The 26,174-nt window shown below is 72.7% G+C and carries 12 protein-coding genes; 11 read left to right on the plus strand and 1 reads right to left on the minus strand.

The window, feature by feature from the left end:
* The first annotated feature begins 28 nt into the window (after positions 1–28).
* The 10 genes from ACR68M_RS19190 to ACR68M_RS19235 all read left to right on the plus strand — a co-directional run bounded on the left by ACR68M_RS19190 (position 29) and on the right by ACR68M_RS19235 (position 23,805).
* On the plus strand, positions 29–2,404 hold the full coding sequence (locus ACR68M_RS19190; protein ID WP_441245330.1) for an MMPL family transporter: 2,376 nt from the start codon (positions 29–31) through the stop codon (positions 2,402–2,404).
* Positions 2,405–2,496: 92 nt separating this feature from the next.
* On the plus strand, positions 2,497–3,012 hold the full coding sequence (locus tag ACR68M_RS19195; RefSeq protein ID WP_441245331.1) for a YbaK/EbsC family protein: 516 nt from the start codon (positions 2,497–2,499) through the stop codon (positions 3,010–3,012).
* A gap of 7 nt (positions 3,013–3,019) precedes the next feature.
* A complete protein-coding gene (locus ACR68M_RS19200) occupies positions 3,020–4,018 on the plus strand; it encodes an ornithine carbamoyltransferase (RefSeq protein WP_441245332.1) in 999 nt (332 codons plus the stop codon).
* Complete coding sequence (locus ACR68M_RS19205) at positions 4,015–5,250, plus strand: MFS transporter (RefSeq protein ID WP_441245333.1); 1,236 nt, start codon at positions 4,015–4,017, stop codon at positions 5,248–5,250. Before ACR68M_RS19200 ends, ACR68M_RS19205 begins: the two co-directional genes overlap by 4 nt.
* Positions 5,251–5,408: 158 nt before the next feature.
* On the plus strand, positions 5,409–5,630 hold the full coding sequence (locus tag ACR68M_RS19210; protein ID WP_441245334.1) for an MbtH family protein: 222 nt from the start codon (positions 5,409–5,411) through the stop codon (positions 5,628–5,630).
* A 66-nt stretch (positions 5,631–5,696) separates the two neighbouring features.
* Complete coding sequence (locus ACR68M_RS19215; RefSeq protein WP_441245335.1) at positions 5,697–10,700, plus strand: amino acid adenylation domain-containing protein; 5,004 nt, start codon at positions 5,697–5,699, stop codon at positions 10,698–10,700.
* On the plus strand, positions 10,697–21,439 hold the full coding sequence (locus ACR68M_RS19220; RefSeq protein WP_441245336.1) for an amino acid adenylation domain-containing protein: 10,743 nt from the start codon (positions 10,697–10,699) through the stop codon (positions 21,437–21,439). The genes ACR68M_RS19215 and ACR68M_RS19220 overlap by 4 nt, the downstream gene beginning before the upstream one ends.
* Positions 21,440–21,595: 156 nt before the next feature.
* Positions 21,596–22,225 carry an SMI1/KNR4 family protein gene (locus ACR68M_RS19225; RefSeq protein WP_441245337.1) on the plus strand — a complete coding sequence of 210 codons (630 nt, stop codon included), beginning with the start codon at positions 21,596–21,598 and terminating at the stop codon, positions 22,223–22,225.
* Positions 22,226–22,391: 166 nt separating this feature from the next.
* Positions 22,392–23,339 (plus strand): MFS transporter, encoded by a 948-nt coding sequence (locus tag ACR68M_RS19230; RefSeq protein WP_441245338.1) that lies wholly within the window; start codon positions 22,392–22,394, stop codon positions 23,337–23,339.
* Positions 23,269–23,805: a hypothetical protein gene (locus tag ACR68M_RS19235; RefSeq protein ID WP_441245339.1), complete on the plus strand. Its 537-nt coding sequence runs from the start codon at positions 23,269–23,271 to the stop codon at positions 23,803–23,805. The genes ACR68M_RS19230 and ACR68M_RS19235 overlap by 71 nt, the downstream gene beginning before the upstream one ends.
* 56 nt (positions 23,806–23,861) lie before the next feature.
* Here ACR68M_RS19235 and ACR68M_RS19240 read toward each other — a convergent pair whose 3' ends face one another.
* Positions 23,862–24,548 (minus strand): TetR/AcrR family transcriptional regulator, encoded by a 687-nt coding sequence (locus tag ACR68M_RS19240; RefSeq protein WP_441245340.1) that lies wholly within the window; start codon positions 24,546–24,548, stop codon positions 23,862–23,864.
* 113 nt (positions 24,549–24,661) lie between these two features.
* On the opposite strand from ACR68M_RS19240, the gene ACR68M_RS19245 reads away from it, so the two are divergent.
* Positions 24,662–26,071: a serine hydrolase domain-containing protein gene (locus tag ACR68M_RS19245; protein WP_441245341.1), complete on the plus strand. Its 1,410-nt coding sequence runs from the start codon at positions 24,662–24,664 to the stop codon at positions 26,069–26,071.
* Positions 26,072–26,174 lie beyond the last annotated feature (103 nt).

The following is a 26,174-nucleotide window of genomic DNA, read 5'->3' on the forward strand; positions in this document are numbered from 1 at the left end:
ACCCCCGACCGACCGACCAGATCTCTGAGTGAGCAGCACCGGAGAAGAGGAGATGGCCGTGCCGACCCCCGTCGAACGGACTGCCCGTCATGCCCAACCGACTCAGTCACACCGCAAGCCGCTGATCGAGCGGGTGACCGGCTGGTCGGCCAGACACAGAAAGACCGCCCTGCTGGGCTGGATCGCCTTCGTCGTGCTGGCGCTGGCCGTCGGCTCGGTGGTGGGCGGCGGCAAGAGCCCGAAGAGCTACGACCCGGGCGAGTCCGGTGTCGCCCAGCGGATGATCGACCAGGCGGGCCCCAACTCGCGCCCACCGGCCGAGAGCGTGCTCGTCCAGGCGGGCCCGGCCAGCACGGGTTTCGCCACCGACACCGCCATGCGCAAGGCCGTCTCGGAGATCGCCGCCGCGCTGCGGGCACTGCCCTCGGACACCCTGACCAACGTCAAGGAGCCGACGCCGGAGGCCGGTCAGGGTCTGATCGCGGCCGACGGCCGGTCGGTGCTGGTCACCTTCCAGCTGGCGGGCCCCGGCTACGGCTGGGACAACGCGGACACCACCGTCGCGGCCGCCGAGCAGGCGGTCGCCAAGGTCGCCGCCGCGCACCCCGAGTTGAAGATCGTCGAGGCCGGTAACGCGAGCGTCAACCAGGCCGTCGCCAAGGCCACCGCGAAGGACTTCGCCACGGCCGAGCAGACCTCGGTGCCGCTCACGCTGCTCGTCCTGCTGGTGGTCTTCGGCGCGCTCGTCGCGGCCGGCATCCCCGTCCTGCTCTCGATCACCGCCGTCGCGGCGGCGCTCGGCCTGATGCACCTGGCGGGCCACTGGGTGCCCGTCAACAACTCGGCCGCCTCGGTGGTGCTGCTGGTCGGCATGGCCGTCGGCGTCGACTACTCGCTCTTCTACCTGCGCCGGGTCCGCGAGGAGCGGCTCTCCGGCCGCACCCCCGAGCAGGCGCTGCGGATCACCGCCGCGACCTCGGGCCGGGCGGTGGCCGTCTCCGGCCTGACCGTGATGGTCTCGATGGCGGGGCTGCTCTTCACCGGGATCGACACCTTCACCGGCATGACCGTCGGCACGATCATCGTCGTGCTGCTCGCCGTGATCGGCTCGCTGACCGCGCTGCCCGCGCTGCTCTCGCTGCTCGGCCACCGGATGGACGCGGGCCGGCTGCCCTGGCTGGGCCGCCGCCGCGCCGCCGCCCGGGACTCCCGGATGTGGGGCGCGCTGGTCGGCCAGGTCGTCAAGCGCCCGCTGGTCTGGGGTGGTTCGGTGCTCGCACTGCTGCTGATCGCCGCCGTGCCCGCGCTGAACATGCGCCTCGCCGACCCGAGCCTGCAGGACGAACTGCCGCGCAGCGTCCCGGAGATCGCCAACATGGTGGCCATCCAGGACGCCTTCCCCGGCAGCCCCGCCCCGGCCATCGTGGTGGCGCGCGGCGCCGCCGTGCACAGCCCCGCCTTCGAGCAGGCCGTCGCCGCCCTGCACCAGCAGGTCGCCGCCAGCGGCGGTGCGCTGCACGAGCCGGTGGCCGTCACGCCGGTCGGCGAGGCCGCCAACAACACCGTCGTGGTGTACGTGCCGCTGGCGGGCAACACCAGTGACGCGCCCGCCGTGGCCGCACTCAAGACCCTGCGGGAGCAGGCCCTGCCGGAGAGCCTCGGCAAGGTCGACGGCCTGGAGTACGCGGTGACGGGTGAGACCGCCATCTCGGACTTCGCCGACGCCGTCCGCAGCAGCATCCCGATCGTGTTCGCCTTCGTCCTCGGCTTCGCCTTCCTGCTGCTGGTCGCGGCCTTCCGCTCGCTGGCCGTGCCGCTCATCTCGATCCTGCTCAACCTGGTCTCGATCGGCGCCGCGTACGGCGTCATCACCTTCATCTTCCAGGACGGGCACGGGGCTTCACTGATCGGCTTCCGCCCCTACGGCGGCGTGATCAGCTGGCTGCCGCTCTTCATGTTCGTGATCCTCTTCGGGCTCTCGATGGACTACCACGTCTTCATCCTGAGCCGGATCCGCGAGCTGCACCTGCGCGGGGCGGACGGCCGGCTGGCCGTCACCAAGGGCATCTCCGGCAGCGCCGGTGTGGTGACCAGCGCGGCGGTGGTGATGGTCGCGGTCTTCTCGATCTTCGCCACGCTGTCGATGGCCGACTACAAGATGCTCGGGGTCGGCATGGCCGTTGCCGTCCTGATCGACGCCACCCTGGTCCGAGGCATCCTGCTCCCGTCGGCGCTCGCGCTGCTCGGCGAGAAGTCCTGGACGCTGCCCAAGTGGCTGGCCTGGGTGCCGAGTCTGTCCGTCGAGGGCGAGATCGAGGACGAGGACTTCGAGACTCCCGCCGCCGACCACCTCCCGACGTTCGAAGCGGAGCCGAAGGCCGTGCGGGAGCCCGCGCGGGTCTGAGCTCCGACAAGCACGAAGGCCCGCCGTGGCTGCCTGAGGCAGGGCGGCGGGCCGCTCCACACCCTGACCCCGATCCGTGTGAGGAAGCCAAGATGACCGTCGCCCTGCTGACCGAGAGCCCGGCCGAAGTCTCCACCTACGGACGTCTGATGGAGCTGCTGGAGGGCGCCGGTCCCGGCGGCCTCCGGATCATCGACCACGAGCCGGAGGGGAACACGGCGGCGGCGAGTGAGCTGCGGGGGCACCCGCTGGAGCAGGCCGCGAAGTGCATCGTCGTCCGGGTCAAGCTCGCCGGCGGCGGCGAGAGATACGCGCTGGCCGTGGTGCCGGGCGACCGCCGGGTCGACCTCGACGCGGTCGGCCGCCTGCTCGGTGGCACCCGGGTCGGCTTCGCGGACCGTACGACGGCGGAGCGGCTGACGGGCTGCGTGAGCGGGTCCATCATCCCGTTCTCGTTCCACCCCGAGCTGCAACTCGTCGTCGCCCCCGAGCTTCTGACGCACAGTCGGATCTACTTCAACGTCGCCCGGCTGGACCGCTCGGCCGAGCTGTCCAGCGTCGCGTACCAGGTGCTGGCACAGCCGCAGGTCGTGCCGATCGCCGTCTGACAGCCGCATGGTCCCCAGTCGATCGAACTCCCAGGAGCACGCCGTGGCCGTACGCCACCTCATCTCTCTCGAAGACCTCACCGACGCCGAGCTGTGGTCCGTCGTGGCACGGGGTGCCGACTTCGCGTCCGGGCGGGCCGGGGCCGTGCGTCCGCTGGACGGGGCGGTCGCCGGGGTCTACTTCCGCAAGACGTCCACCCGGACCCGGACGGCGTTCTCCGCCGGGGCGCTGCGCCTCGGCGGACAGATCGTCAGCTACGGGCCCGACGACCTCCAACTGAACACCGGGGAGACCACCCAGGACACCGGCGAGGTGTTCTCCCGGATGCTGGACGTCCTGGTCGCCCGGACGGCCGGCGAGACGGCCGAACTGCGGGCCTGGGCCGGGCAGGACCGGATGTCGGTGGTCAACGCGATGAGCGCCGACGAGCACCCGACCCAGGGCCTGACCGATCTGACCACGCTGCTGCGGCAGTTCGGGCGGATCGACGGCCTGCGGGTGCTCTACATCGGGGAGGGCAACAACACGGCGGCCGCGCTGGCGCTCGGCCTGATGCGCTTCGAGCGGGTCGAGCTGGAGCTGCGTACGCCGCCCGGCTTCGGCATCACCGAGGACATCCGGGCCAAGGCGCTGGCGCGGGCCGCGAAGAGCGGCTCGCGGCTGGTCGAGCGGCACGACATGGACGAGCTGCCGGTCGACGTGGATGCCGTCTACACCTCGCGCTGGCAGACCACCGGCACCTCGAAGCCGGACCCGAACTGGCGTGAGCTGTTCGCGCCGTTCCAGATCACCGCCGCGCTGTGGGAGGACAGCCCGAAGGCCGTCTTCCTGCACGACCTGCCCGCCCACCGCGGCGAGGAGGTCACCGCGGAGGTGCTGGACGGCCCGGCGAGCATCGCCTTCGACCAGGCGGCGAACAAGATGTACAGCGCGATGGCGGTGCTGGAGTGGTGCCGCAAGGGCACCGTCACGGCCTGGGACACCGACGGGGACGACCTCCGATGAGCGTGCTCCAGGCCGAGGCGCCGGTGGCGGCACCGGCCGAACCACTGCGCCGCAACCGGGACTTCCTGATGCTGTGGATCGGCGCGGGCATCTCGATGCTGGGCCTGCGGGCGGGCACGGTCGCCTACCCGCTGCTGGTGGTCTGGCAGGGCGGCACGCCCGTCGCCGCCGGTCTGGTGAGCTTCGCCGCCGTGCTGCCGCAGCTGCTGGTGCAGCTGCCGGCCGGGGTGGCGGTGGACCGCTGGGACCGGCGCCGGGTGATGGTGGCCTGCGACCTGGTCGGCGTCCTGGCGATGGGGTCCGTCGCCGCGATGGTGCTGCACGGCAGCCTCTGGCTGCCGCTGCTGATGGCGGCGGCCTTCTTCGAGGGCAGCGCCGCGCTGGTCTACCGGCTGGCCGAGCGGGCGGCCGTCCGCAATCTCGTCCGGCCCGACCAGCTGTCCGCCGCGCTCGGCCAGAACGAGGCCCGGGGGCAGGCCGCCGGTCTGCTCGGCGGCCCGGCCGGGAGCGGGCTGTTCACCCTGGCCGGCTGGCTGCCGTTCGGCTTCACCGCCGTCGCGCACCTGGCGGCGCTGGTGACGCTGCTGCTGATCCGCAAGGACCTCCAGGAGGCCCGGACGGTCGAACCGAGGCGGGTGCGGACGGAGATCGCCGAGGGGCTGGCCTGGGTCTGGCAGCAGCGCTTCATGCGGGCCGCGGTGACGCTCATCGCGGGCAGCAACCTGCTCTTCCAGATCCTCGCGCTGGCACTCGTCCTGGTGGTCAAGCAGCACGGCGGCTCGCCACTGACGATCGGCCTGATCGGCATGGTGTCGGGTGTGGGCGGGGTGGCCGGTGCGCTGGCGGGCCCGTGGTGCATGCGGCGGCTGCCGATGTCGGTGCTGATCTGCGGCACGCTGGTCGCCTGGGCGCTGCTGACGCTGCCGGTCGCCTTCACCTCGGGGCCGGTGCAGCTGGGTGCGCTGTTCGCGGGCATGAGCTTCGCGGGGGCGCTGGTCAACGTCGTCGCCGGGGTCTACCAGGTGCAGGTCACCCCCGATGCGCTCCAGGGGCGGGTGACGAGCGTCTTCGCGCTGGCGAGCTCCGGGATGAACTCGGCGGGGGCGCTGGCGGGCGGTCTGCTGCTCAGCGCGCTCGGCACCCGGACGACGGTCGTGGGGGTCGCCGCGGCGATGGCGCTGATGGCGGTCGCCGCCGTGCTGACGCCCGCGATCAGGCGGCCTCCCCAGTAGGGGAACATCCCATCGCGTACGGCCCGTCGGAGAGACATCTCCGGCGGGCCGTCGGCGTATGCGGCGGCAGTAGTGATCACAGAGACCTCGTATAGACGCCCCCCCGAGGCTGGTCCCGACGGACCAGAACCTGACTCGTGAAGTCTGAGGAGATTTCCATGTCCAGTGCACAGAACACCGCTCCCGCCTTCCACGTGGTGCTAAACGACGAGGAGCAGTACTCGCTCTGGTCGGCCGACCGCGAGCTGCCCGCCGGCTGGCGCGCGGAAGGCTTCACCGGCACCCGCGAGGAGGCCCTGGCGCACATCGGCGAGGTGTGGACGGACATGCGCCCGCTGAGCCTGCGTCAGCGCATGGAGCAGACCGCAGCCGCCGCCTGACCCCCGCAAGAACACCGCACCACTCGACCCGCCCATCGGCAGCTGCCGACCGTCTGAGGAGTACCTATGATTTCCGAGTCGTGGTCGAACGGCTCAACCGGCGAGTTCACCCCCGTCCATGAGCTCGTCGCCCGCCAGGCGGCGCGTACGCCGGACCGGGTCGCCGTGGTCGACGGGCGGGTCGAGCTCAGCTACGCCGAGCTCGACGCGCGGGCCAACCGGCTGGCCCACTTCCTGCGGGGCGAGGGTGTCGGCCCGGACAAGGTGGTCGGGATCTGCCTGCGCCGCGGCGCCGACCTGGTGGTCGCGCTGCTCGCGGTGTGGCGGGCGGGCGGTGCGTACGTGCCGCTCGACCCGGACCAGCCGTTCGCCCGGCTCGACTGGATCGTCAAGGACACCGGTGCCGCACTGGTGCTGACCGAGGACGCGGTGGCCGGGGTGTTCGCGAAGGCGGGCGTCCGGGCGGTCACGGCGGCCGAGCTGCGCGAGCAGACCACTGCTCGGCCCACCAGCGCCCCGGGCGCCGAACTGGCCCCGGCGGACGCCGCGTACGTCATCTACACCTCCGGCTCGACCGGCACCCCCAAGGGTGTCGTCGTCACCCAGGCCGGGATCGGCAACCGGATCGGCTGGGTCCTGAGCGGCCCCGGCCTCGGCGCCGACGACCGCGTCCTGCAGAAGACCGCGCTGACCTTCGACGCGCACTGCTGGGAGGTCTTCGCCCCGCTGATCACCGGCGGCGCCGTCGTGCTGGCGCCCGTCGGGGCCGAGCGTGACCCGGGCGCGCTGCTGCGCGCGACCGCCGAGTACGGCGTCACCGTGCTCCAGGTCGTGCCCTCGGTGCTGCGGCTGCTGGTCGAGGAGCCGGGCTGGGCGGGCTGCAGCTCGCTGCGCCTGCTCTTCTCCGCCGGTGAGGCGCTGCACGCCGAGCTGGTGCAGCGGGTGCTGCGCCTCGTCGACGTCGAGGTGTGGAACACCTACGGCCCGACCGAGTGCTCGATCGACGTCACCGCGCACCGCTTCGACCGTACGCAGCTGGCCGGCCCGGTGCCGATCGGCCGTCCGATCGAGAACATGCGGGTGCTGGTGGCCGACGCCAACGGCCTGCCCGTCCCGATCGGCGTCGCGGGTGAGCTGTGCGCCGGTGGCGTCGGTGTCGCCCGTGGCTACCTGGGCCGCCCCGACCTGACCGCCGACCGCTTCGTGCCGGACGGCTTCGCCAAGGACGGCTCCCGGCTCTACCGCACCGGTGACCGGGTGCGCTGGCGCAAGGACGGCGTCCTGGAGTACCTGGGCCGCGCGGACGACCAGGCCAAGGTCAACGGCGTCCGGATCGAGCCCGGCGAGGTCGAGTGCGCGCTCGTCGCCCACCCGGGCGTCGGCGGCGCCATCGTCACCACCTTCACCGCCCCCGACGGCGGCCTACGCCTCGCGGCGTACGTGCAGACCCGGGGCGGCGACATCCTCGGCGAACTGCGCGGCTTCCTCCGCGAGCGGCTGCCGGACACGCACATCCCCGCGACCTTCATCGAGGTCGAGGAGTTCCCGCTGACCTCCAGCGGCAAGGTCGACCGCAAGGCGCTGCCCGTCCCCGGCCTCGACGCCGAGAGCGGCCGCGCCTCCTACCAGGCCCCGCGCACCGAGACCGAGCTGCTGATCGCCCAGGTCTGGCAGGACCTGCTGAAGGTCGAACGCGTCGGCCTGGACGACGACTTCTTCCACCTCGGCGGCACCTCGCTCCAGCTGACCCGGCTCGCCAACCAGCTCTGCCGCCTCTCCGGCCGCGAGGTCAAGCTGCGCGCCCTGCTGGTCGCCAGCACGGTCGAGGCGCAGGCCCAGCTGATCGCGCCGGCCGACGACACCGCTGTGAGCACCATCGCCAAGATCGACCGCGAGGGCGGCCTGCCGCTCTCCTTCGGCCAGCACCGCCTCTGGTTCATGGACCGGATGAACCCGCAGAGCGCCGAGTGGGTGGCCGGCATGTTCCTCCGCGTCCCCGCCGACACCCGCGCCGAGCACGTCCGCCGGGCCGTCGACGCGCTGGTCGCCCGGCACGAGGCGCTGCGCACCCGGTACGCCGTGGTGGACGGCGAGTCGCTCCAGTTCGTGCAGGAGCCGTTCTCCGTCGACGTCCGCGAACTGGACGTCGAGCGGCCGGAGTTGACCGAGCTGCTGACCGAGGAGTTCGGCCGGGGCTTCGACCTCGAGAACGGCCCGCTGCTGCGCGGCCTGCTCGCCCGCCTCCCCGGCGAGGAGCAGGTGCTGACGCTGACGATGCACCACATCGTCACCGACGGCTGGTCCTCCGCGATCATGGAGCGCGAGCTCAGGGAGCTGCTCGCCGCCGCCATCGAGGAGCGCGAGCCCGAGCTGCCCGCGCTGGAGATCCAGTACGCCGACTACGCCGTCTGGCAGCGCGAGCAGTTCACCGACGAGCTGCTGGAGGCCGAACTCGACCACTGGCGCGGCGTGCTGGAGGGCTTCACCCCGCTCGCCCTGCCCACCGACCGCCCGCGCGCCGCCGTCCGCGACGGCCGGGGCTCGGTGGTCTTCTTCACCGTCCCCGAGCAGACCGTCAGCAAGCTGACCGCGCTCGGCCGCGAGCACGGCGCGACCCCCTTCGCCACCCTGCTGACCGGCTTCGCCGCGCTGCTCGCCCGCCAGGGCAACCAGTGGGACGTCCCCGTCGGCACCCCCGTCGCGGGCCGCGACCGGGCCGAGATCGAGAACGTCGTCGGCTTCTTCCTGAACAGTCTGGTGCTGCGCTGCGCCCTCGACCACGAGCTCGGCTTCGCCGAGGCGCTGGAGCGCGTCAAGGCCGTCTGCACGGACGCCTTCGGCCACCAGGACCTGCCGTTCGAGCGCCTGGTCGACGAGCTGGCGCCGATCCGCGACCTCTCCCGCACCCCGCTCTACCAGGTCGCCTTCGACCTGCACGACGAGGAGTTCAACGGCGCGACCGAACAGGCCGAGGACCAGGACACCCTGGCCGCGCTCTGGGGCCTCGCCCACACCGACCTCACCCTCTACATGCGCCGCAGCAGCGACGGCACGATGGCCGGGCAGCTGGAGTACGCGACCGCGCTCTTCGACACCGGCACCGTGCAGGCCCTCGCCGACCGCTTCGTCCGGCTGCTCACCGCCGTCGCCGAGGACCCGCAGGCCGCACTCGGCGAGATCGACCTGCTGCCCGCCGAGGAGCGCGACACGCTGCTCAACGGCTTCGCCCTGGGCCGTGGCTACGAGGTCGAGCTGACCACGCTCCAGCAGTTCGAGCGCCAGGCCGCCGAGACCCCGGCCGCCGTCGCGGTGGCCGAGGACGGCAGCCTCACCAGCTACGCCGAGCTGGACGCCCAGGCCAACCGCCTGGCCCACCACCTGCGCGAACTCGGCGTCACCGAGGAGTCGGTGGTCGGCGTGCTGATCGACCGCGGCGCCTCGCTGCTCGCCTCGCTGCTCGCCGTCTGGAAGGCCGGCGCCGCGTACGTGCCGATGGACCCGAGCTGGCCGGCCGGCCGCGTCGCGACCATGGCCACCGACGCGCAGGCCCCCGTGGTGCTCACCCAGACCTCGTACGGCAGCCGCTTCGACGGCCGCTACGACGGCAGGGTCGTCCGGGTCGACGCCGTGGCCGAGCGGCTGGAGCTGCTCCCCGCCACCGCGCCGGGCGTCCGGGCCGACCTCGACCGCCTCGCGTACGTGATCTACACCTCCGGCTCGACCGGCAAGCCCAAGGGTGTCGCCGTGCCGCACCGCGGCCTGGCCAACCACCTCCAGTGGGCCGTCGCCGAGCTGGCCTCGCAGGGGCAGGGCGGTGGCGCGGTGTTCTCCTCCGTCGCCTTCGACCTGGTGGTGCCCAACCTGTGGGCGCCGCTGCTCTGCGGCCAGCGGGTGACGATGCTGCCGCAGGCGATGGACCTCTCCGAGCTGGGCTCCCGCCTGGTCGAGGCGGGCCCGTTCAGCTTCCTCAAGCTCACCCCCGGCCACCTGGAGATCCTCTCCCGCCAGGTGACGCCCGCCCAGGCCGCCGCACTGGCCGGTGTCGTGGTCGTCGCCGGTGAGGCCCTCTCCGGCCAACTGGCCGGCCAGTGGGCCGAGTGGCTCGGCGACGGCCGCCTGGTCAACGAGTACGGCCCGACCGAGGCGTCGGTCGGCACCTGCATCTACCCGGTCGCGCAGCACGGCACCACGGGCATCGTCCCGATCGGCCGCCCGCTGCCCAACCTCACCATGTACGTGCTCGACCAGGGCCTGCGCCCGCTGCCGATCGGCGCGATCGGCGAGCTCTACGTCGGCGGCATCAGCGTCGCCCGGGGCTACGCCGACCAGCCGGAGCTGACGGCCGAGCGCTTCCTGCCCGACCCGTACGGCGCCCCCGGCACCCGGCTCTACCGCACCGGTGACCTGGCCCGCTGGCTGCCCGAAGGCGCGGTCGACTTCCTCGGCCGGATCGACAACCAGGTGAAGATCCGGGGCTACCGGATCGAGCCCGGCGAGGCGCAGGCCGTGCTCGTCCGGCACCCGGACGTCGCCGAGGCCGTGGTCGTCGCCCTGGTCACCGAGACCGACGGCGGACAGCCCGACGCCCGCCTGGCCGCGTACTTCGTACCCAAGGACGGCGCCGCCGTACCGGCCGAGGAGCTCGACGCGTACTGCGCCGAGTACCTCCCCGGCTACCTGGTGCCGAGCACCTTCACCCCGCTGGCCGCCCTGCCGCTGAACGCCAACGGCAAGGTCGACCGCAAGGCGCTGCCCGCGCCGGAGGAGGTGCGCCAGGAGGAGAAGACCGCCCCGCGCACCGTCGTCGAGGAGCGGATCGCCGAGATCTGGCTCGAACTGCTCGGCGCCACCGTGGGCGTGCACGACAACTTCTTCCACTCCGGTGGCAACTCGATCCTGGCGATCCGGCTGATCGCCGAGATCCAGGCCGAGTTCGAGGTCCCGATGCCCGTCCGGGCCATCTTCGAGGGCCCCACCGTCGCCCAGATGGCCGAGGCCGTCGAGGCCGCCATCACGGCAGAGATCGACCAGATGACCGACTCCGAGCTGATGGAGGAGCAGAGCGCATGAGCACCGCCCAGAACGAGACCATGACCGCGGCCGAGCGCCGCGAGGAGCTCCTGCGCAGCCGCCTGGCCGGCCGCAAGGGCACCCGCAAGGCGGCCGCCGGGATCGGCCGCGCCGACCGGAGCGGCGCCCTGGCCCTCTCCGCCGGGCAGCAGCAGATGTGGTTCCTGAACCGCCTCGACCCGGAGAGCGCCGAGTACCTGGTGCCGCTGGTGCTGCGGCTGCGCGGCACCCTCGACACCGCCGCCCTGGAGCGGGCCTGGAGCGAGGTCGTCGCGAGACACGAGATCCTCCGCACCCGCTACGCCCTCCAGGGCACCGAGCCCGTCCAGCTGATCGACGCGGCCGCGCCCGTCGAGCTGCCGCTGGTCGACCTCACCGGCTCCGCCGACATCGAGCAGCGCGCCACCGAGCTGGTCGAGCAGGAGGCCGGGATCTCCTTCGACCTCGCCACCGAGTGGCCCGCCCGCGCCAGCCTCTTCAAGCTGGCCGAGGACCACCACCTGCTGGCCGTGGTCTTCCACCACATCGCCTGCGATGCCTGGTCGGTGAAGGTCTTCGGCGCCGAGCTCGGCGCCCTCTACACCGCTGCCGTCGAGGGCCGCCCCGCCCCGCTCGCACCGCTCACCCTGCAGTACGCCGACTACGCCGCCTGGCAGCGCGAGCAGCTCGCCGGGCCGGTGCTGGAGAAGCAACTCAGCCACTGGCGCCAGCAGTTGGACGGAAGCCTGCCCACCGAACTGCCGACCGACCGCCCCCGCCCGGAGATCCGGGACTCGGCCGGCGCCGACGTGCCCCTCGCCTTCTCGGCCGAACTGGCCTCCCGGGTCAGGGCGCTGGCCGAGGCGCACGGCACCACGCCGTTCGTCGTGCTGCTCACCGCCTTCCAGGTGCTGATCGCCCGCTACAGCGGCCGCCCCGACGTCAACGTCGGCACGGTCGTCTCCGGCCGCACCCGCCCCGAGCTCCAGCAGCTCATCGGGTACGGCATCAACACCCTGGTGTTGCGCGCCCGTTGGGCTGGTGACCCGGGCTTCGGCGAGCTGCTCGACCAGGCCCGCGCCACCGTGCTGGACGCCTTCGACCACCAGGAGGTGCCGTTCGCCCGCCTGGTCGACGAGCTGCAGCCCGAGCGCGACCCCTCGCGCACGCCCCTGCACCAGATCGCCCTGACCTGGCACGAGGAGCGGCACGACGCGATCTCGCTGCCCGGCATCCAGGTCGAGACCTTCGAGTGGCAGGACGTCATCGCCAAGTACGACCTGCTGCTGCAGGTCGAGGAGCGCACCGACGGCACCCTCGGCGGCCGCCTCCAGTACGCCACCGCCCTCTTCGACGCGGCCACCGCCACCCGGATGACGGCCCACCTGGCCGCCCTGCTGGAGCAGGCCACCGCCGACCCCGCCAAGCCCGTCGCCCGCCTGGAGATCCTCGGCGGCGACGAGATCGCCGTGCTGACCGGTGCCCTGGACGGCCACACCCCCAGCGCCCCCGTCGACCGCACCCTGCACCAGGTCTTCGAGGAGTGGGCCGCCCGCACCCCGGAGGCCGTCGCCGTCGTCGCCGACGGCGTGGAGCTCACCTTCGCCGAGGTCAACGAGCAGGCCAACAGGCTCGCCCACCACCTGCGTTCACTTGGCGCGGGCCCGGAGAGGCTGGTCGGCGTCTGCCTGGAGCGCGGCCCCGAACTGCTCCCGACGCTGCTCGGCGTGCTCAAGTCCGGCGCGGGCTACCTCCCGCTGGACCCGGCCAACCCGAGCGACCGCCTCGGCTACGTGCTGGCCGACTCCGGCGCCGAGCTGGCCGTCGTGCACGCCGAGACCCGCCCGCTGCTCGCCGAGGTCTTCGCGGGCCGGCTGGTCGACGCCGCCGAGGCCGCCGAAGCCCCGGCCCACAACCCCGAGCCGCTGGCCGGCCCGGCGAACACCGTCTACGTCATCTACACCTCCGGCTCGACCGGCAAGCCCAAGGGCGTCGTGCTCAGCCACGCCAACGTGCTGCGCCTCTTCGACACCACCGCACCGCAGTTCGGCTTCGGCCCCGCCGACGTCTGGACGATGTTCCACTCCTACGCCTTCGACTTCTCGGTCTGGGAGCTGTGGGGCGCCGTGCTGCACGGAGGCAGGGTCGTCATCGTCCCGAGCCTGACCGCGCGTGACCCGGAGCTCTTCCTCGACCTGCTGGTCGAGCAGGGCGTCACCGTGCTCAACCAGACGCCCTCCGCCTTCGCCCAGCTCATCCGGGTCGACGGCCTCCGCGCCGAGCCGGCCGACCTGAGCCTGCGTACCGTCGTCTTCGGCGGTGAGGCGCTGGACTTCGCCGCACTGCGGGAGTGGGTCGGGCGCCGAGGGCTGGACACGCCCGAGCTGATCAACATGTACGGCATCACCGAGACCACCGTGCACACCACCTACCACCGGGTCGGCGCCGCCGACCTGGCGGCCGGTGCCGGCAACGCGATCGGCCACCCGCTGGCCGACCTCGGCGTCTACCTGCTGGACGAGCACGGCCAGTTGGCGCCGATCGGCGTCCCCGGTGAGATCCACGTCGCGGGCCCCGGTGTGGCGCGCGGCTACCTGAACCGCCCCGAGCTGACGGCCGAGCGCTTCGTGCCGGACCCGTACGGCCCGGCCGGTGCCCGGCTCTACCGCAGTGGTGACCTGGCCCGCCGCCGCCCGGACGGCAGCCTGGAGTTCCTCGGCCGGATCGACTCGCAGGTGAAGATCCGCGGCTACCGGATCGAGCTCGGCGAGATCGCCAAGGTGCTCCAGGAGCACCCGGGCGTCGAGGACGCCGTCGTGGTCGCCCGCGAGGACGCCCCCGGCGACAAGCGCCTGGTCGCGTACCTGATCGGCGGTGAGCTGCCGACCGGTGGCGAGCTGGCCGCGCACTGCGCCGCCGTGCTGCCCGGCTACATGGTCCCCACCGCCTTCGTCGAGCTGGAGCGCATCCCGCTCACCGTCAACGGCAAGCTCGACCAGCGCGCGCTGCCCGCCCCCGACCAGGACGCCCTGGGCACCGGCGCGGCCTTCGTCGCGCCGCGCACCCCCGTCGAGGAGCAGGTCGCCGCCGTCTGGCGCGAGGTGCTCGGGGTCGAGCGGGTCGGCGTCGAGGACGGCTTCTTCGAGCTCGGCGGAGACTCCATCCGCGCCGTCGCCCTGGTCGGCGCGCTGCGCGAGAGCGGTTTCGACCTCGCCGTCCGTGACGTCTTCGAGCGCCGCACCGTCGCCCGGCTCAGCGAGCTGATCACCGGCCGCCCGGCCGCCGCGCACGCCGTCACCCTCGCCGCGCCGTTCGCGCTGGTCTCCGACGTCGACCGGGCCATGCTGCCCCCGAACGTCACCGACGCCTACCCGCTCTCGCAGGTGCAGCTCGGCATGGTCGTCGAGATGCTGGCCGACGAGGGCCAGAACAACTACCACAACGTCAGCACCGGCCGGATCAAGGACGACAAGCCCTTCGACCACGCGGCGTTCGAGGCGATCGTCCGCTTCGTCACCGAGCGGCACGAGATGCTCCGCACCTCCATCCACCTGGGCGGCTTCTCCCGCCCGATGCAGCTGGTGCACGCCACCGCCGAGGTCTCGGCGGGCCTGACCGACCTGCGCGGCCTGCCCGCCGACCAGGTGACGGCCGCGCTGCGCGCCTTCACCGCGAGCGAGCGCGCCAACCTCTTCAACCTGGCCGTGCCCTCGCTGATGCGCTTCCACGCGCACGTCACCGACCACGGCTGGTGGATCTCGGTCACCGAGTGCCACCCGATCATGGAGGGCTGGAGCCAGCACTCCCTGCTGATGGAGATCCTGCGCGGCTACGGCCGCATCCGGGACGGGCTGGCGCCGGAGGCCCCCGAAGCCCCCGACGCCCGGTTCGCCGACTTCATCGCGGGCGAGCTGGAGTCGCTGGCCGCCGAGGACGACCGCGCCTACTGGCAGGGCATCGTCCAGGGCCGCGCCCGGTTCATGCTCCCCACCGGCTGGGGCGAGGAAGGCTCCGCCCGCAGGACCGTGCAGGCCGGCACCGACCTGCGCGACATCGAGCCCGCGCTGCGCGCCCTCGCCAGCAAGGCGAAGGCCTCCTTCAAGAGCGTCGTGATCGCCGCGCACCTCAAGGTGCTCAGCCAGCTCACCGAGGAGCAGTCCTTCCACACCGGCCTGGTCTGCGACGCCCGCCCCGAGCTGCTCGGCGCCGACCGCGTGCTCGGCATGTACCTCAACACCCTGCCCTTCGCGATGGACCGCACCGCGCGGACCTGGCGCGAGCTGGTCGCCCAGACCTTCTCCCACGAGGTCGGCCTCTGGCCGCACCGCCGGTACCCGCTGCCCGCCATCCAGCGCGAGTTCGGCGGCGCCGAGCGGCTGATGGAGGTCTACTTCAACTACCAGGACTTCCACCAGATCGACGGCGACCTGCTCGACCAGGAGACCGAGGCGATCGACGACAGCCCCACCGAGTTCCCGCTCACCGTCGCCTCCCGCGCCGGGCACATCATCCTCACCGCCAACCCGCGCTGCGTCAGCCCCGCCAACCTGGAGCGGATGGCCGGGATGTACCGCGCGGTGCTGGAGGCGATGGCCGCCGACGCCGACGGCGACGCCACCGCGATCCTGCTCCCGGCCGAGGAGCGCGCGCTGCTCACCGGCGGCGCCGCCGAGGCCCCGGCCCCGGTCGGGACTTGCGTGCACCAGCTGTTCGAGCAGCAGGCCGCCCGCACCCCGGACGCGATCGCCGTCGTCGCCGACGGTGCGAAGCTCAGCTACGCCGAGGTCAACGAGCGGGCCAACCGGCTCGCCCACCACCTGCGGGCGCTCGGCGTCGGCCCGGAGGACCTGGTCGGCATGTGCCTGGAGCGCGGTGAGCTGCTGCTCCCGACGCTGCTCGGCATCCTCAAGTCCGGTGCCGGCTACCTCCCGCTGGACCCGGCCAACCCGAGCGACCGCCTCGGCTACGCCCTGGAGGACTCCGGCGCGAAGATCGCCATCGTCTCGGCGGGCACCGCGCCCGTCCTGGCCGACGTCTTCGCCGGCACCGTCGTCGAGCTGGAGCGCGACGCCGAACTCATCGCCGCCCGACCGGCGTCCGACCCCGAGCCGGTCACCACCCCCGACAACGTGATCTACGTGATCTACACCTCGGGCTCCACCGGCAAGCCCAAGGGCTGCGTGCTCACCCACACCAACGTGGTCCGCCTGATGACCACCGCCCACGAGCACTACGGCTTCGGCGAGTCGGACGTCTTCTCGATGTTCCACTCCTACGCCTTCGACGTCTCGGTCTTCGAGATGTGGGGCGCCCTGCTCTTCGGCGGCCGGGTGGTCGTCGTCCCGCAGGCCGTCACCCGCTCGCCCGAGGACTTCCTCGACCTGCTGGTCGCCGAGGGCGTCACCGTCCTCTCGCAGACCCCGACGGCCTTCCGCTCACTGGTCTCCGCCGCCGCCGAGCAGGACCCGCGCCTGGACCGGCTCGCCCTGCGCGCCGTGGTCTTCGCCGGCGAGAAGCTCGAAGTTCCGGAACTGCGGCCCTGGGTCGACCGGATGGGCCTCGCCCAGCCCGAGCTGATCAACATGTACGGCATCACCGAGACGACCGTGCACTCGACCTTCTACCGCATCGAGGAGGCGGACCTTGACCCGCTTGCGGGCAATCGGGTGGGTGACCCGCTCAGCGATCTTCGCATCCATCTGCTGGACCGGACCGGCCAGTTGGTCCCGGTCGGCGTCCCCGGTGAGATCCACGTCGCGGGCCCGGGTGTCGCCCGCCTCTACCTCGGCCGCCCCGAGCTGACGGCCGAGCGCTTCGTACCGGACCCGTGGGGCCCGGCCGGCTCCCGGCTCTACAAGAGTGGTGACCTGGCCCGGCGCCGGGCCGACGGCGGGCTCGAGTTCCTCGGCCGGATCGACACCCAGGTGAAGATCCGCGGCTACCGGATCGAGCTCGGCGAGATCGCCGGCGTCATGCTGGAGCACCCCGGCATCCGCCAGGCCGTCGTGGTCGTCCGCGACGACCGCCTGGTCGGCTACCTCGTGCCCACCGGCTCCGCCGAGGAGGCCCCGCAGGTCAAGGAGCTGCGCGCGCTGCTCGCCCGCTCGCTGCCCGAGTACATGGTCCCGGCTTCCTTCGTCACGCTGGAGGCCATGCCGCTCACCGTCAACGGCAAGTTCGACAAGGCCGCGCTGCCCGCCCCCGACACCACCGCCCAGCGTGAGGAGTCGGCGTACGTCGCACCCCGTACCCCCGTCGAGGCGCAGGTCGCCCAGGTCTGGGCCGAGGTGCTCGGCGCCGAGCAGGTCGGCGTCGAGGACGGCTTCTTCGAGCTCGGCGGCGACTCCATCCGCGCCGTCACCCTGGTCGGCGCACTGCGCAAGGCCGGGTACGACGTCGCCGTCCGGGACGTCTTCGAGCGGCGCACCGTCGCCGGGCTGAGCGAGCTGATCACCGGCCGCCCCGCCCCCGCCGCGGAGATCACCGCCGTCGCGCCGTTCGCCCTGGTCACCGCCGATGACCGCGCCGCACTGCCCGAGGGCGTCGTCGACGCCTACCCGGCGACGCAGGTGCAGCTCGGCATGCTGGTCGAGATGCTCTCCGGCGGCGAGGCCTCCTACCACCAGTGCGTCTCGTACCTGATCCGTGACGAGCAGCCCTTCGACGAGGCCGCGCTGCGCGCCGCCGTCCGCGAGCTGACCGAGCGGCACGAGACCCTGCGCACCTCCTTCGACCTCACCGGCTACAGCACCCCGCTCCAGCTGGTGCACGGCGAGCTGGACGTGCCGGTCACCGTGCACGACCTGCGCGACCACGACGAGGCGGGCCGCACTGCCGCGATGGAGGCGTTCTTCGCCACCGAGCGGGCCGACGTCTTCGACCCGGCCGTGCCGCCGCTGCTGCGCATCGGCGTGCACCTGGCCGAGCCGGGCGGCTGGCGCCTCGCCTTCACCCAGCCGCACGCCCTGACCCAGGGCTGGAGCCAGTTCGCGCTGCTCACCGAGCTGGTCGAGGTGTACCAGAGCTACCGCGCGGGCCTGGAGCCCGCCGGGTACGAGGCGCCCGCCGTGCGCTTCGCCGACTTCGTCGCAGGTGAGCTGGAGTCGCTCGACTCCGAGGAGGACCGTGGGTACTGGCGGGGAATCGTCCAGCGGCACACCCCGGTCACGGTGCCTGCGGGCTGGGGCGAGGACGGCGAGGGCCGGCTGCACATCAGCCAGGTGGTGCTCGGCGACCTGGAGCAGCCGCTGCGGGCCTTCGCGGCCAAGGCGAAGGTCTCGGTGAAGAGCGTCCTGCTCGCCGCGCACCTCAAGGTGATGGGCCAGCTGACCGAGGAGGAGTACTTCCACGCCGGTCTGGTCTGCGACTCGCGGCCCGAGGCGCCCGGCGCCGACCGGGTGCAGGGCATGTACCTCAACACCCTGCCCTTCGCGGCCGACCGCACCGCGCGGACCTGGCGCGAGCTGGTCGAGCAGGTCTTCGCCCGTGAGGTCGAGCTCTGGTCGCACCGCCGCTACCCGCTCCAGGCGATCCAGCGCGAGGTGGCCGGCGGCCGCCGCCAGATCGACGTGATCTTCAACTACCACGACTTCCGCGGCTTCGACAGCGAGGAGATCGACGCGACGGCTGCCGTCGGCGAGGGCACCACCGAGTTCGCGCTCAGCGTCGCCACCGGCGGCGCCGGGCTCAACCTCACCGCCGACACCCGGGTGCTCAGCCCGGCCAACGGCGCCCGCCTAGCCGGGATGTACCGGTCCGTGCTCGCCGCGATGGCCGCCGACCCGGACGGCGACGCCCGCGCCGCCCACCTCGCCCCCGAGGACGAGCAGCGGCTCGCCGCCTGGACGGCCACCGAGCGCGAGCAGAGCTGGCTGCTGGCGGAGGCCGAGTTCGAGCGGTACGCGGCGCTCACCCCGGAGCGCCCGGCGATCACCGCCGACGGCGTGGTGCTCAGCTATGCCGAGGTCAACGAGCGCGCCAACCGGCTCGCCCACCACCTGCGTTCACTCGGCGTCGAGCGGGACACCCTGGTCGGCATCTGCGCCGACCGCTCGCCGTCCACCGTCGTCGCGGTGCTGGCCGTGCTCAAGGCGGGCGGCGCCTACCTGCCGCTCGACCCCGAGTACCCGGCCGAGCGCCTCGGCTACATGGCCCAGGACTCCGACATCGCGGTGCTGCTCACCGAGACCCACCGGATGGCGCCGCTGCTCGCCGCCGCGCCGGGCCTGGACGCCGTCCCGGTGCTGCTGGACCGCACCGAGGAGTGGGCCCACCACTCCCCGGCGAACCCGGCCCCGCTCGCCGGGGCCGACGACCTGGCGTACGTCATCTACACCTCCGGCTCCACCGGCCGCCCCAAGGGCGTCCTGGTGCACCGGCGCGGCATGGCCAACCACCTGCTCGCCAAGGTCGAGGACCTCGACATCACGGCGGCCGACTCGGTGGTGCAGAACGCCTCGATGGCCTTCGACATCTCCGTCTGGCAGATGCTCTCCACCCTCGTGGTCGGCGGCTCCGTCCGGGTGGTCGACGCCGAGACCTCGATCAACCCGCTCGCCCTGCTCCCGCGCGTCGCCGACGAGCGGATCACCATCCTGGAGGTCGTCCCCTCGCTGCTCCGGGCCGCCATGGACGCCTGGGACTCGGGCGCACTGGAGGTCGAACTCCCGTACCTGTGCTGGATGGTGGTGACGGGCGAGGCACTCCCGCCGGATCTCTGCCGTCGCTGGTTCGCCCGCTTCCCGCACATCCCGATGGTCAACGCGTACGGCCCGACCGAGTGCTCGGACGACGTCACGCACGCGCTGATCAACGCCGACGACGTGATCGGCGAGGCCCGCGTCACCATCGGCCGGTCCGTCCGCAACACCCAACTCCACGTGCTGGACGCCGAGATGGCCCTCGTGCCGGTCGGCGTGCCCGGTGAGCTGTACGTCGGCGGCGTGGGCGTGGCCCGTGGCTACGGCGGCCGCCCCGAGCTGACCGCCGAGCGCTTCGTGCCGGACCCGTACGGCCCGGCCGGCACCCGGCTCTACCGCACCGGCGACGTCGTCGCCTGGAACGACGAGGGCGGGCTGGAGTTCCTCGGCCGGGTCGACCACCAGGTCAAGATCCGTGGCGTCCGGATCGAACTCGGCGAGATCGAGGCCGCGTTGACCCGCCTGCCGTACATCGCCGAAGCGGTCGCCGCCGTCCGCGAGGACCCGAACGGGCACCAGCGCCTGATCGGCTACCTCGTCCCCGTCGGCGGGGAGCCCGCGCCCGCCCACGAGCTGCGCGAGCTGCTCGCCCAGCAGCTGCCCGACACGATGATCCCGCAGGTCTTCGTCGAGCTCGGCACCATCCCGCTGACCGCCAACGGCAAGGTCGACCGCAACATCCTGCCCGACCCCGAGGTCTGGACGGAGAGCGGCCACGAGTACGTCGCGCCGCGCACCGCCACCGAGCAGCAGATCGCCGCGATCTGGTCCAAGGTGCTGGGCGTGGAGCAGGTCGGCACCGAGGACGGCTTCTTCCGTCTCGGCGGTGACTCCATCCTGGTCATCCAGGTGATCGCCGCCGCCCGGCAGGCGGAGCTTCCGCTGACCCTCTTCATGCTCTACCAGCACGACACCCTGGGCCAGTTGGCCGCCGCCGTCGACCTCGTGGCGGGCAACGCCCCGCGCGCCTTCGACGCCGGTGTCCCGTCGGCTCCGGCCGCCGCCCAGGCGGGCGCTCATGCGGCCGCTCAGCGGGTCTCGCTCGACTCGCTGCTCGACGTGCTGGCGGCGAACGAGGTGCCCGGGGCGAGCATCGCCGTCGTCGAGAACGGCGAACTCGTCGCCCTGGAGACGCTCGGCACCCTGGCGGCCGGTGACTCATCGCCGGTCACCGCCGACACCCTGTTCCAGGTCGGCTCCTGGGGCAAGCACGTCACGGCGCTCGGTGCGCTGCGGCTCGTCCAGCAGGGCGTGATCGCCCTCGACGAGGACGTCAACAGCTACCTGACCTCCTGGCGGCTGCCCGGCACCGTTCCGGTCACCGTCCGCCAACTGCTCAGCCACACGGCTGGGTTGACGGAGACCCCGCGTCGGGGTGTGCTGCGCGGGCAGCGCGTCGCGACTCCGGTCGAGCTGCTGCGCGGCGAAGTCCGCCCGGCCGCCGGGCCGGTCCGGCAGGAGCAGGCGGGCACCTTCAGGCAGTCCAACGCCCACTACACGCTGCTGGAGCAGCTGCTCGTGGACATCACCGGCGAGGGCTTCGCCGAGCTGATGGAGCGCCTGGTCCTCCGGCCGCTGGGGATGACCCACAGCAGCTTCGACCAGTCCTTCCCGGAGACCGCCGGCCTGCCGGTGGCCCTCGGCCACGACGAGCAGGGCCGGGGCATCGAGGGCGGCTGGCTGCACCACCCCGAGAAGTCCGCAGCGGGCCTCTGGAGCACGGCGGCCGACCTGGCCAAGCTGGAGATGGAGATCCGCCGCTGCTACCTCGGCCGCCCGCTCGGCCTGATCACCCGCGAACTGGCCGAGCAGATGCTGACGCCGCACAGCACCAGCTTCTTCGGCCTCGGCACCATCGTCGACAACAGCGGCCTGGACGTAGAGTTCGGCCACGGCGGCTCCCCGGGCGGCTACCAGGCCGTCTCGATGTTCAAGGTCCACCAGGGCAGCGGCCTGGTCGTCCTCACCAACGGCGAATCCAGCGCCCAGATCGTCAAGGCCGCCTCCGCCGCCCTCCAGCCTCAGTCCGCCCCCGACGCCCGCCTCACGGACTGGCGGTGATGCCCCACTGACCCACCCTCCCTCCCCCCTCCCCCCTCCCCCCGAACAGGCCCCGCCCTCGCCGCTCCCCCCGGCGAGGGCGGGGCCCGTTCGGGCATCATGGCCCGACCCGGATCGCCCGACCCGGCCCATCAGCCCTGAAGCGGAGACGAACGAATGACCGACAGCGCACTGGAGCAACTGCTGGGCCGCGCCCGTGGCCCGATGGGGCCGGCCGTCGACCTCGACTTCGGCGTCGAGAGTGGTCCGTTGGTCGAGCTCGGCCGGGTGATCTCCCGGATGAACGGCTTCTTCCTGTTCAACGGCGGCATCCAGGTCTTCCGGGTGGGCGACGAGGGCCTGGGCCCGGACCTGCTGTCCTGGAACACCGACGAGGTCTGGAAGTCCACCTACGCCGGGCTGGCCGACGACGTGTTCTGCTTCGGCCAGGACCTCTTCGGCACCCAGTTCGCCGTCGTCGGCGAGGAGGAGGTCGTCCGGTTCAACCCCGAGACGGCCGAGCTGACTTCACTCGGCACGAGCCTGGAGGACTGGGCCCGGTGGCTGCTGGCCGACCCGGACGTCAACGGCGTGAACTCCTTCGCATACGCCTTCCAGAAGGAGAACGGCGCCCTCCAGCCCGACCAGCGCCTGATCCCGCTCCAGCCCTTCGTCATGGGCGGCAGCTACGACTTCGACAACCTGAGCGTCAAGGACTCCGCCGTCGCCATGCAGATCCGCGGCCCGATCGCCCAGGGCGTGCACAACCTCCCGGACGGCACCACGATCCGCCTCGGCACCGAGTGACCGACCTCGGCCGCCCCCTCGATCGTCCTCATCAGATCCAACGCGCCGTCGGAGCCCGGGAGTTCCCCTACACGGTGTGACATTCCTCGTGCCTTTGGTGACTTTCCGTCAGGTGGTCTGCGACTCCATACTGCCGAGTCCGCACATCACCGGAGTAAGGACGGGCATGGGGATATCCACCGAACAGCCGAGCCGGGAATCCTGGTTGGTCGCCCGAGGGGTGATCCTCGAAGCCGGGCCCCGGCGGACGCTCGCGCTGGCGAGCTTCGTCAACATGGTCGGCGGGGCGGTCTTCATGCTGACCTCGGCGCTGTACTTCACCCGCTCGGTGGGGTTCTCGGTGGCGCAGGTGGGCCTGGGCGCGGGCGTCGGCGCGCTGGTCGGGGTGCTCGCAGGGGTGCCGGTCGGGCGGCTGGCCGACCGGCGGGGGCCGCGTGAGGTCTATCTGGTGACGCTGACCGTCCAGGCTGCCGCGATGGCGGCCCTGGTGCTGGTCCGGTCGTTCTGGCTGTTCGTGCTGGTGATCTGCCTGACCGAGCTGGCCGGGTCGGCGAGTGGGGCGGCCAAGTCGCCGCTGGTGCGCGGCTTCGCGGGGGAGCGGCCCGCGAAGTACCGGGCCTACCTGCGCGCCACGGTCAACCTCGCGGGCAGCCTCGGCGCCCTGCTGGCGGCGCTGGTCGTCCAACTGGACACCCGCGCCGCGTACACCTGCCTGGTGCTCGGCAACGCGCTCAGCTTCCTGCTGGCGGCGCTGATCGCCGCGCGCCTGCCGGAGACCGACCGGCAGATGGGGGGCGGCGTCGCGTGCCGATGGCTGTCGCCTGGACGGCTTCTCCTCAGTCGCCGCAGCTCCGCTGCTACTCCCTCGTCGGCACCGCCCAGACTCGGCCCTCGACCCGCTCCTTCACCCACCCCCCATCTGCCGGTCGGTCTATCTCCCGCCCGTCCCGGCCCCGCCGGGCGAGCGGCGGCGGACAGCCCTGAAGGACCGCCCCTTCCTGGCGTACGCCGCGCTCAGCGCCGTCACCTCGATCCAGGGCGACGTGCTGGTCTTCGCCCTGCCGCTGTGGATCGTCGGCCGCACCGACGCCCCGCGCTGGTTCGTCGGTGCTAGCGCGCTGCTCAACACCGCGATGGTGGTCACCCTCCAGGTCCGCGCGGGCCGGGGCGTCGACGACAACGCCACGGCGGCGCGGGCCTGGCGCCGCTCGGGCTTCGCCTTCCTGCTCGGCATGACCCTGATCGGCCTGGCCGCCGGGCTCCCCGGCCGGCTCGCCGCCCTCCTGCTGCTGGCCGGCACCTGCATCCACACGGTGGGCGAACTCTGGCAGGCCGCAGGCTCGTTCGAACTCCGCTACGGCCTGGCCCCGGCCCACGCCCAGGGCCAGTACTCGGGCGTCCTGGGCATCGGCAACGGCCTGGCGGGCGTGGTCGCCCCGTCCGCCCTCGGTCTGCTCTGCATCGACTCGGGTGCCCCGGGCTGGTTCCTGCTCGGCGGCGTCTTCGTCGCGGCGGGCCTGCTGATCCCGTACGTCGTCCGCCGCGCCGAGGCCGACCGCGTGGTCCAACGCGTGCTCTGACGCGTGCTCTGACGCGGGGTCTAACGCGTGCTCTGACGCGTGCTCTGACGCGGGGTCTAACGCGTGCTCTGACGCAGGGCGAGCCGGGCCTCCAGGCCGTCGAGGATGGCCTGGAGGCCGAAGTCGAAGCTGTCGTCCGGCCCGGCGCCGTAGCCGGCGGCGCCGGTCTCCAGGCGTTCGCGCAGGCGGGGGAAGTGTGCGGCGATCTCGGTGGCCTCCGCGATGCCGTCCCGCATCAGCTGTTCGGCGTCGCCGCCCTCGCGGCCGAGCTTGCGGGTGACGGAGGCGGCGGCGGCCGGGCCGAGGGCGTTGCCGAGTACGAAGGTGAAGACGGCGGCCGTCGCCTGGTCGGCCGTCGCGCCGGTGAAGCCGGCCGCCTCGTAGACGCCGAGGTTGTGGTCGTCGTGGCGGGCCTTGCCGGGGCCGAACATCAGCAGCGAGCCGAAGGCCTGGAGCAGCCAGGGGTGGCGGGTGAGCATCGCGTGCAGGTCGGTGGCCATCCGGGTGGCGGCCGTCCGCCAGGGGGTGGCGGCCAGATCGGGCAGGGCGATCTCGTTCCACGCCTGGTCGCCGGCGAGGGCGATCAGGTTGTCCTTGCTGCCCACGTGCCAGTAGACGGCGGTGGCGGCCGAGCCCAGCCGTTTGCCGAGCGCGCGCATGTTGAGGCCTTCGAGCCCTTCGGCGTCCAGCAGCTCGACGGCGGCGTTGACGATCTGTTCCCGGGTGAGTGTGTCGCGCGGCATGGGGACAAGGTAGCCGACTTGAACACCGTACGAGAAATCACTTGCACGGTGTTCAAGTCATGCCCTAACGTTCCACTTGAACGCAGTGCAAGTCGCCTTGGAGGGGAAACGGAATGTCGCAGGACAGGTCGCAGCACATGGCACAGGGCGCGCTGTCGGAGTTCGTCGCGGCGACCGCCGTCGAGCTGGGCATCCCCGGCGTCGCCGTCGGGGTGTGGGTCGACGGCCGTGAGGTCTTCGCCTGCCACGGCGTGACGAGCGTCGACGACCCGCAGCCGGTCGACCGGGAGACGCTCTTCCAGCTCGGCTCGGTCACCAAGAGCTACACCGCGACGGCGCTGATGCGGCTGGTCGACCAGGGCCTGGTCGAGCTCGGCGCGCCGGTCCGCCGGTACGTGCCCGAGCTCAGGCTCGCGGACGAGCAGGCCGCGGCGGAGATCACCGTGCTCAACCTGCTCAACCACACCGCCGGGCTGGACTGGAACCTCCTGGTCGACGTCGGCGACGGCGACGACGCCCTGGCCGCCTTCGTGGCGAAGCTGGCCGAGCTCCAGCTGATCGCACCGCCCGGCACCCGCTCCTCCTACAGCCAGGCCGGGTTCAACCTCGCCGGGCGGATCGTGGAGAACGTCACCGGCCTGCCGTACGAGCAGGCCGTCGCCTCGCTCCTCTTCGAACCGCTGGGCCTCGCGCACAGCGTCTTCGCCCCCGGCGACATCCCGGCCCGGCGGTTCGCCGTCGGCCACAACCGCGGCGCGGACGGCAGGCCGGTGCCCGCCCAGGGGTGGCGGATGCCGCGCAGCGACAACCCTGGTGGCGGCATCTCCTCCTCCGTCGCGGACCAGCTCCGGTGGGCGCGGTTCCACCTCGGTGACGGCCGTACGGAGAGCGGCGCCCGGCTGCTCCCCGCCGCAGCGCTGCGGCGGATGCAGGAGCCGACGGTCGGGCTGCGGGCCAGCACGCTCGGCGACGCGCTCGGCATCTGCTGGTTCCTGCGCGAGGTGGACGGCGTCCGCACCGTCGGCCACGGCGGCTCGGCGAACGGCCAGTTTTCCGAGCTGCTCACCGTGCCCGAGCGGGGGTTCGCCGTCGTCTCGCTCGCCAACGGCGGCCCGGACGGCACCGTCTTCAACCAGGCCGTCGTCCGCTGGGCCCTGGAGACCTACCTCGGCGTCGTCGACCGCGACCCGGAGCCGGTCCCGTACGACGAGGCACGGGCCCGGGAGGTCGTCGGGAGCTACGACATCGACGCCATGACGATCACCATCGCAACGGACGGCACCGGGCTGACCCTCGGCGCCGCGATCAAGCCCGAGGTCCGTGCGGCCTCCGACAGCGAGATGCCGCCGGACTACGCCCCGGCCGCGATGGGCCTGCTCCCCGGCGACACCGACGAGTACATCGTCACCGACGGCGGCCTCAAGGGTCAGCGCGGCTGGTTCAGCCGCGACGAGCACGGCACGATCACCGGCTGCGACCTCGCCGGCCGCCTCTTCAACCGGGTGCCGACCGTCGCCCAGTGAAGCCCCGGGCAGCGGGCCGGGGCCCGGTCGACTCGGAGTTCCGAGGTCTGAGGCGGTCGGTGGGCGGGGTAGTACTGTGCGAGTAGCCGGGGGAGTCCGGCAT

It is taken from the genome of Kitasatospora sp. McL0602 (assembly GCF_052076145.1).
Lineage (GTDB): Bacteria > Actinomycetota > Actinomycetes > Streptomycetales > Streptomycetaceae > Kitasatospora.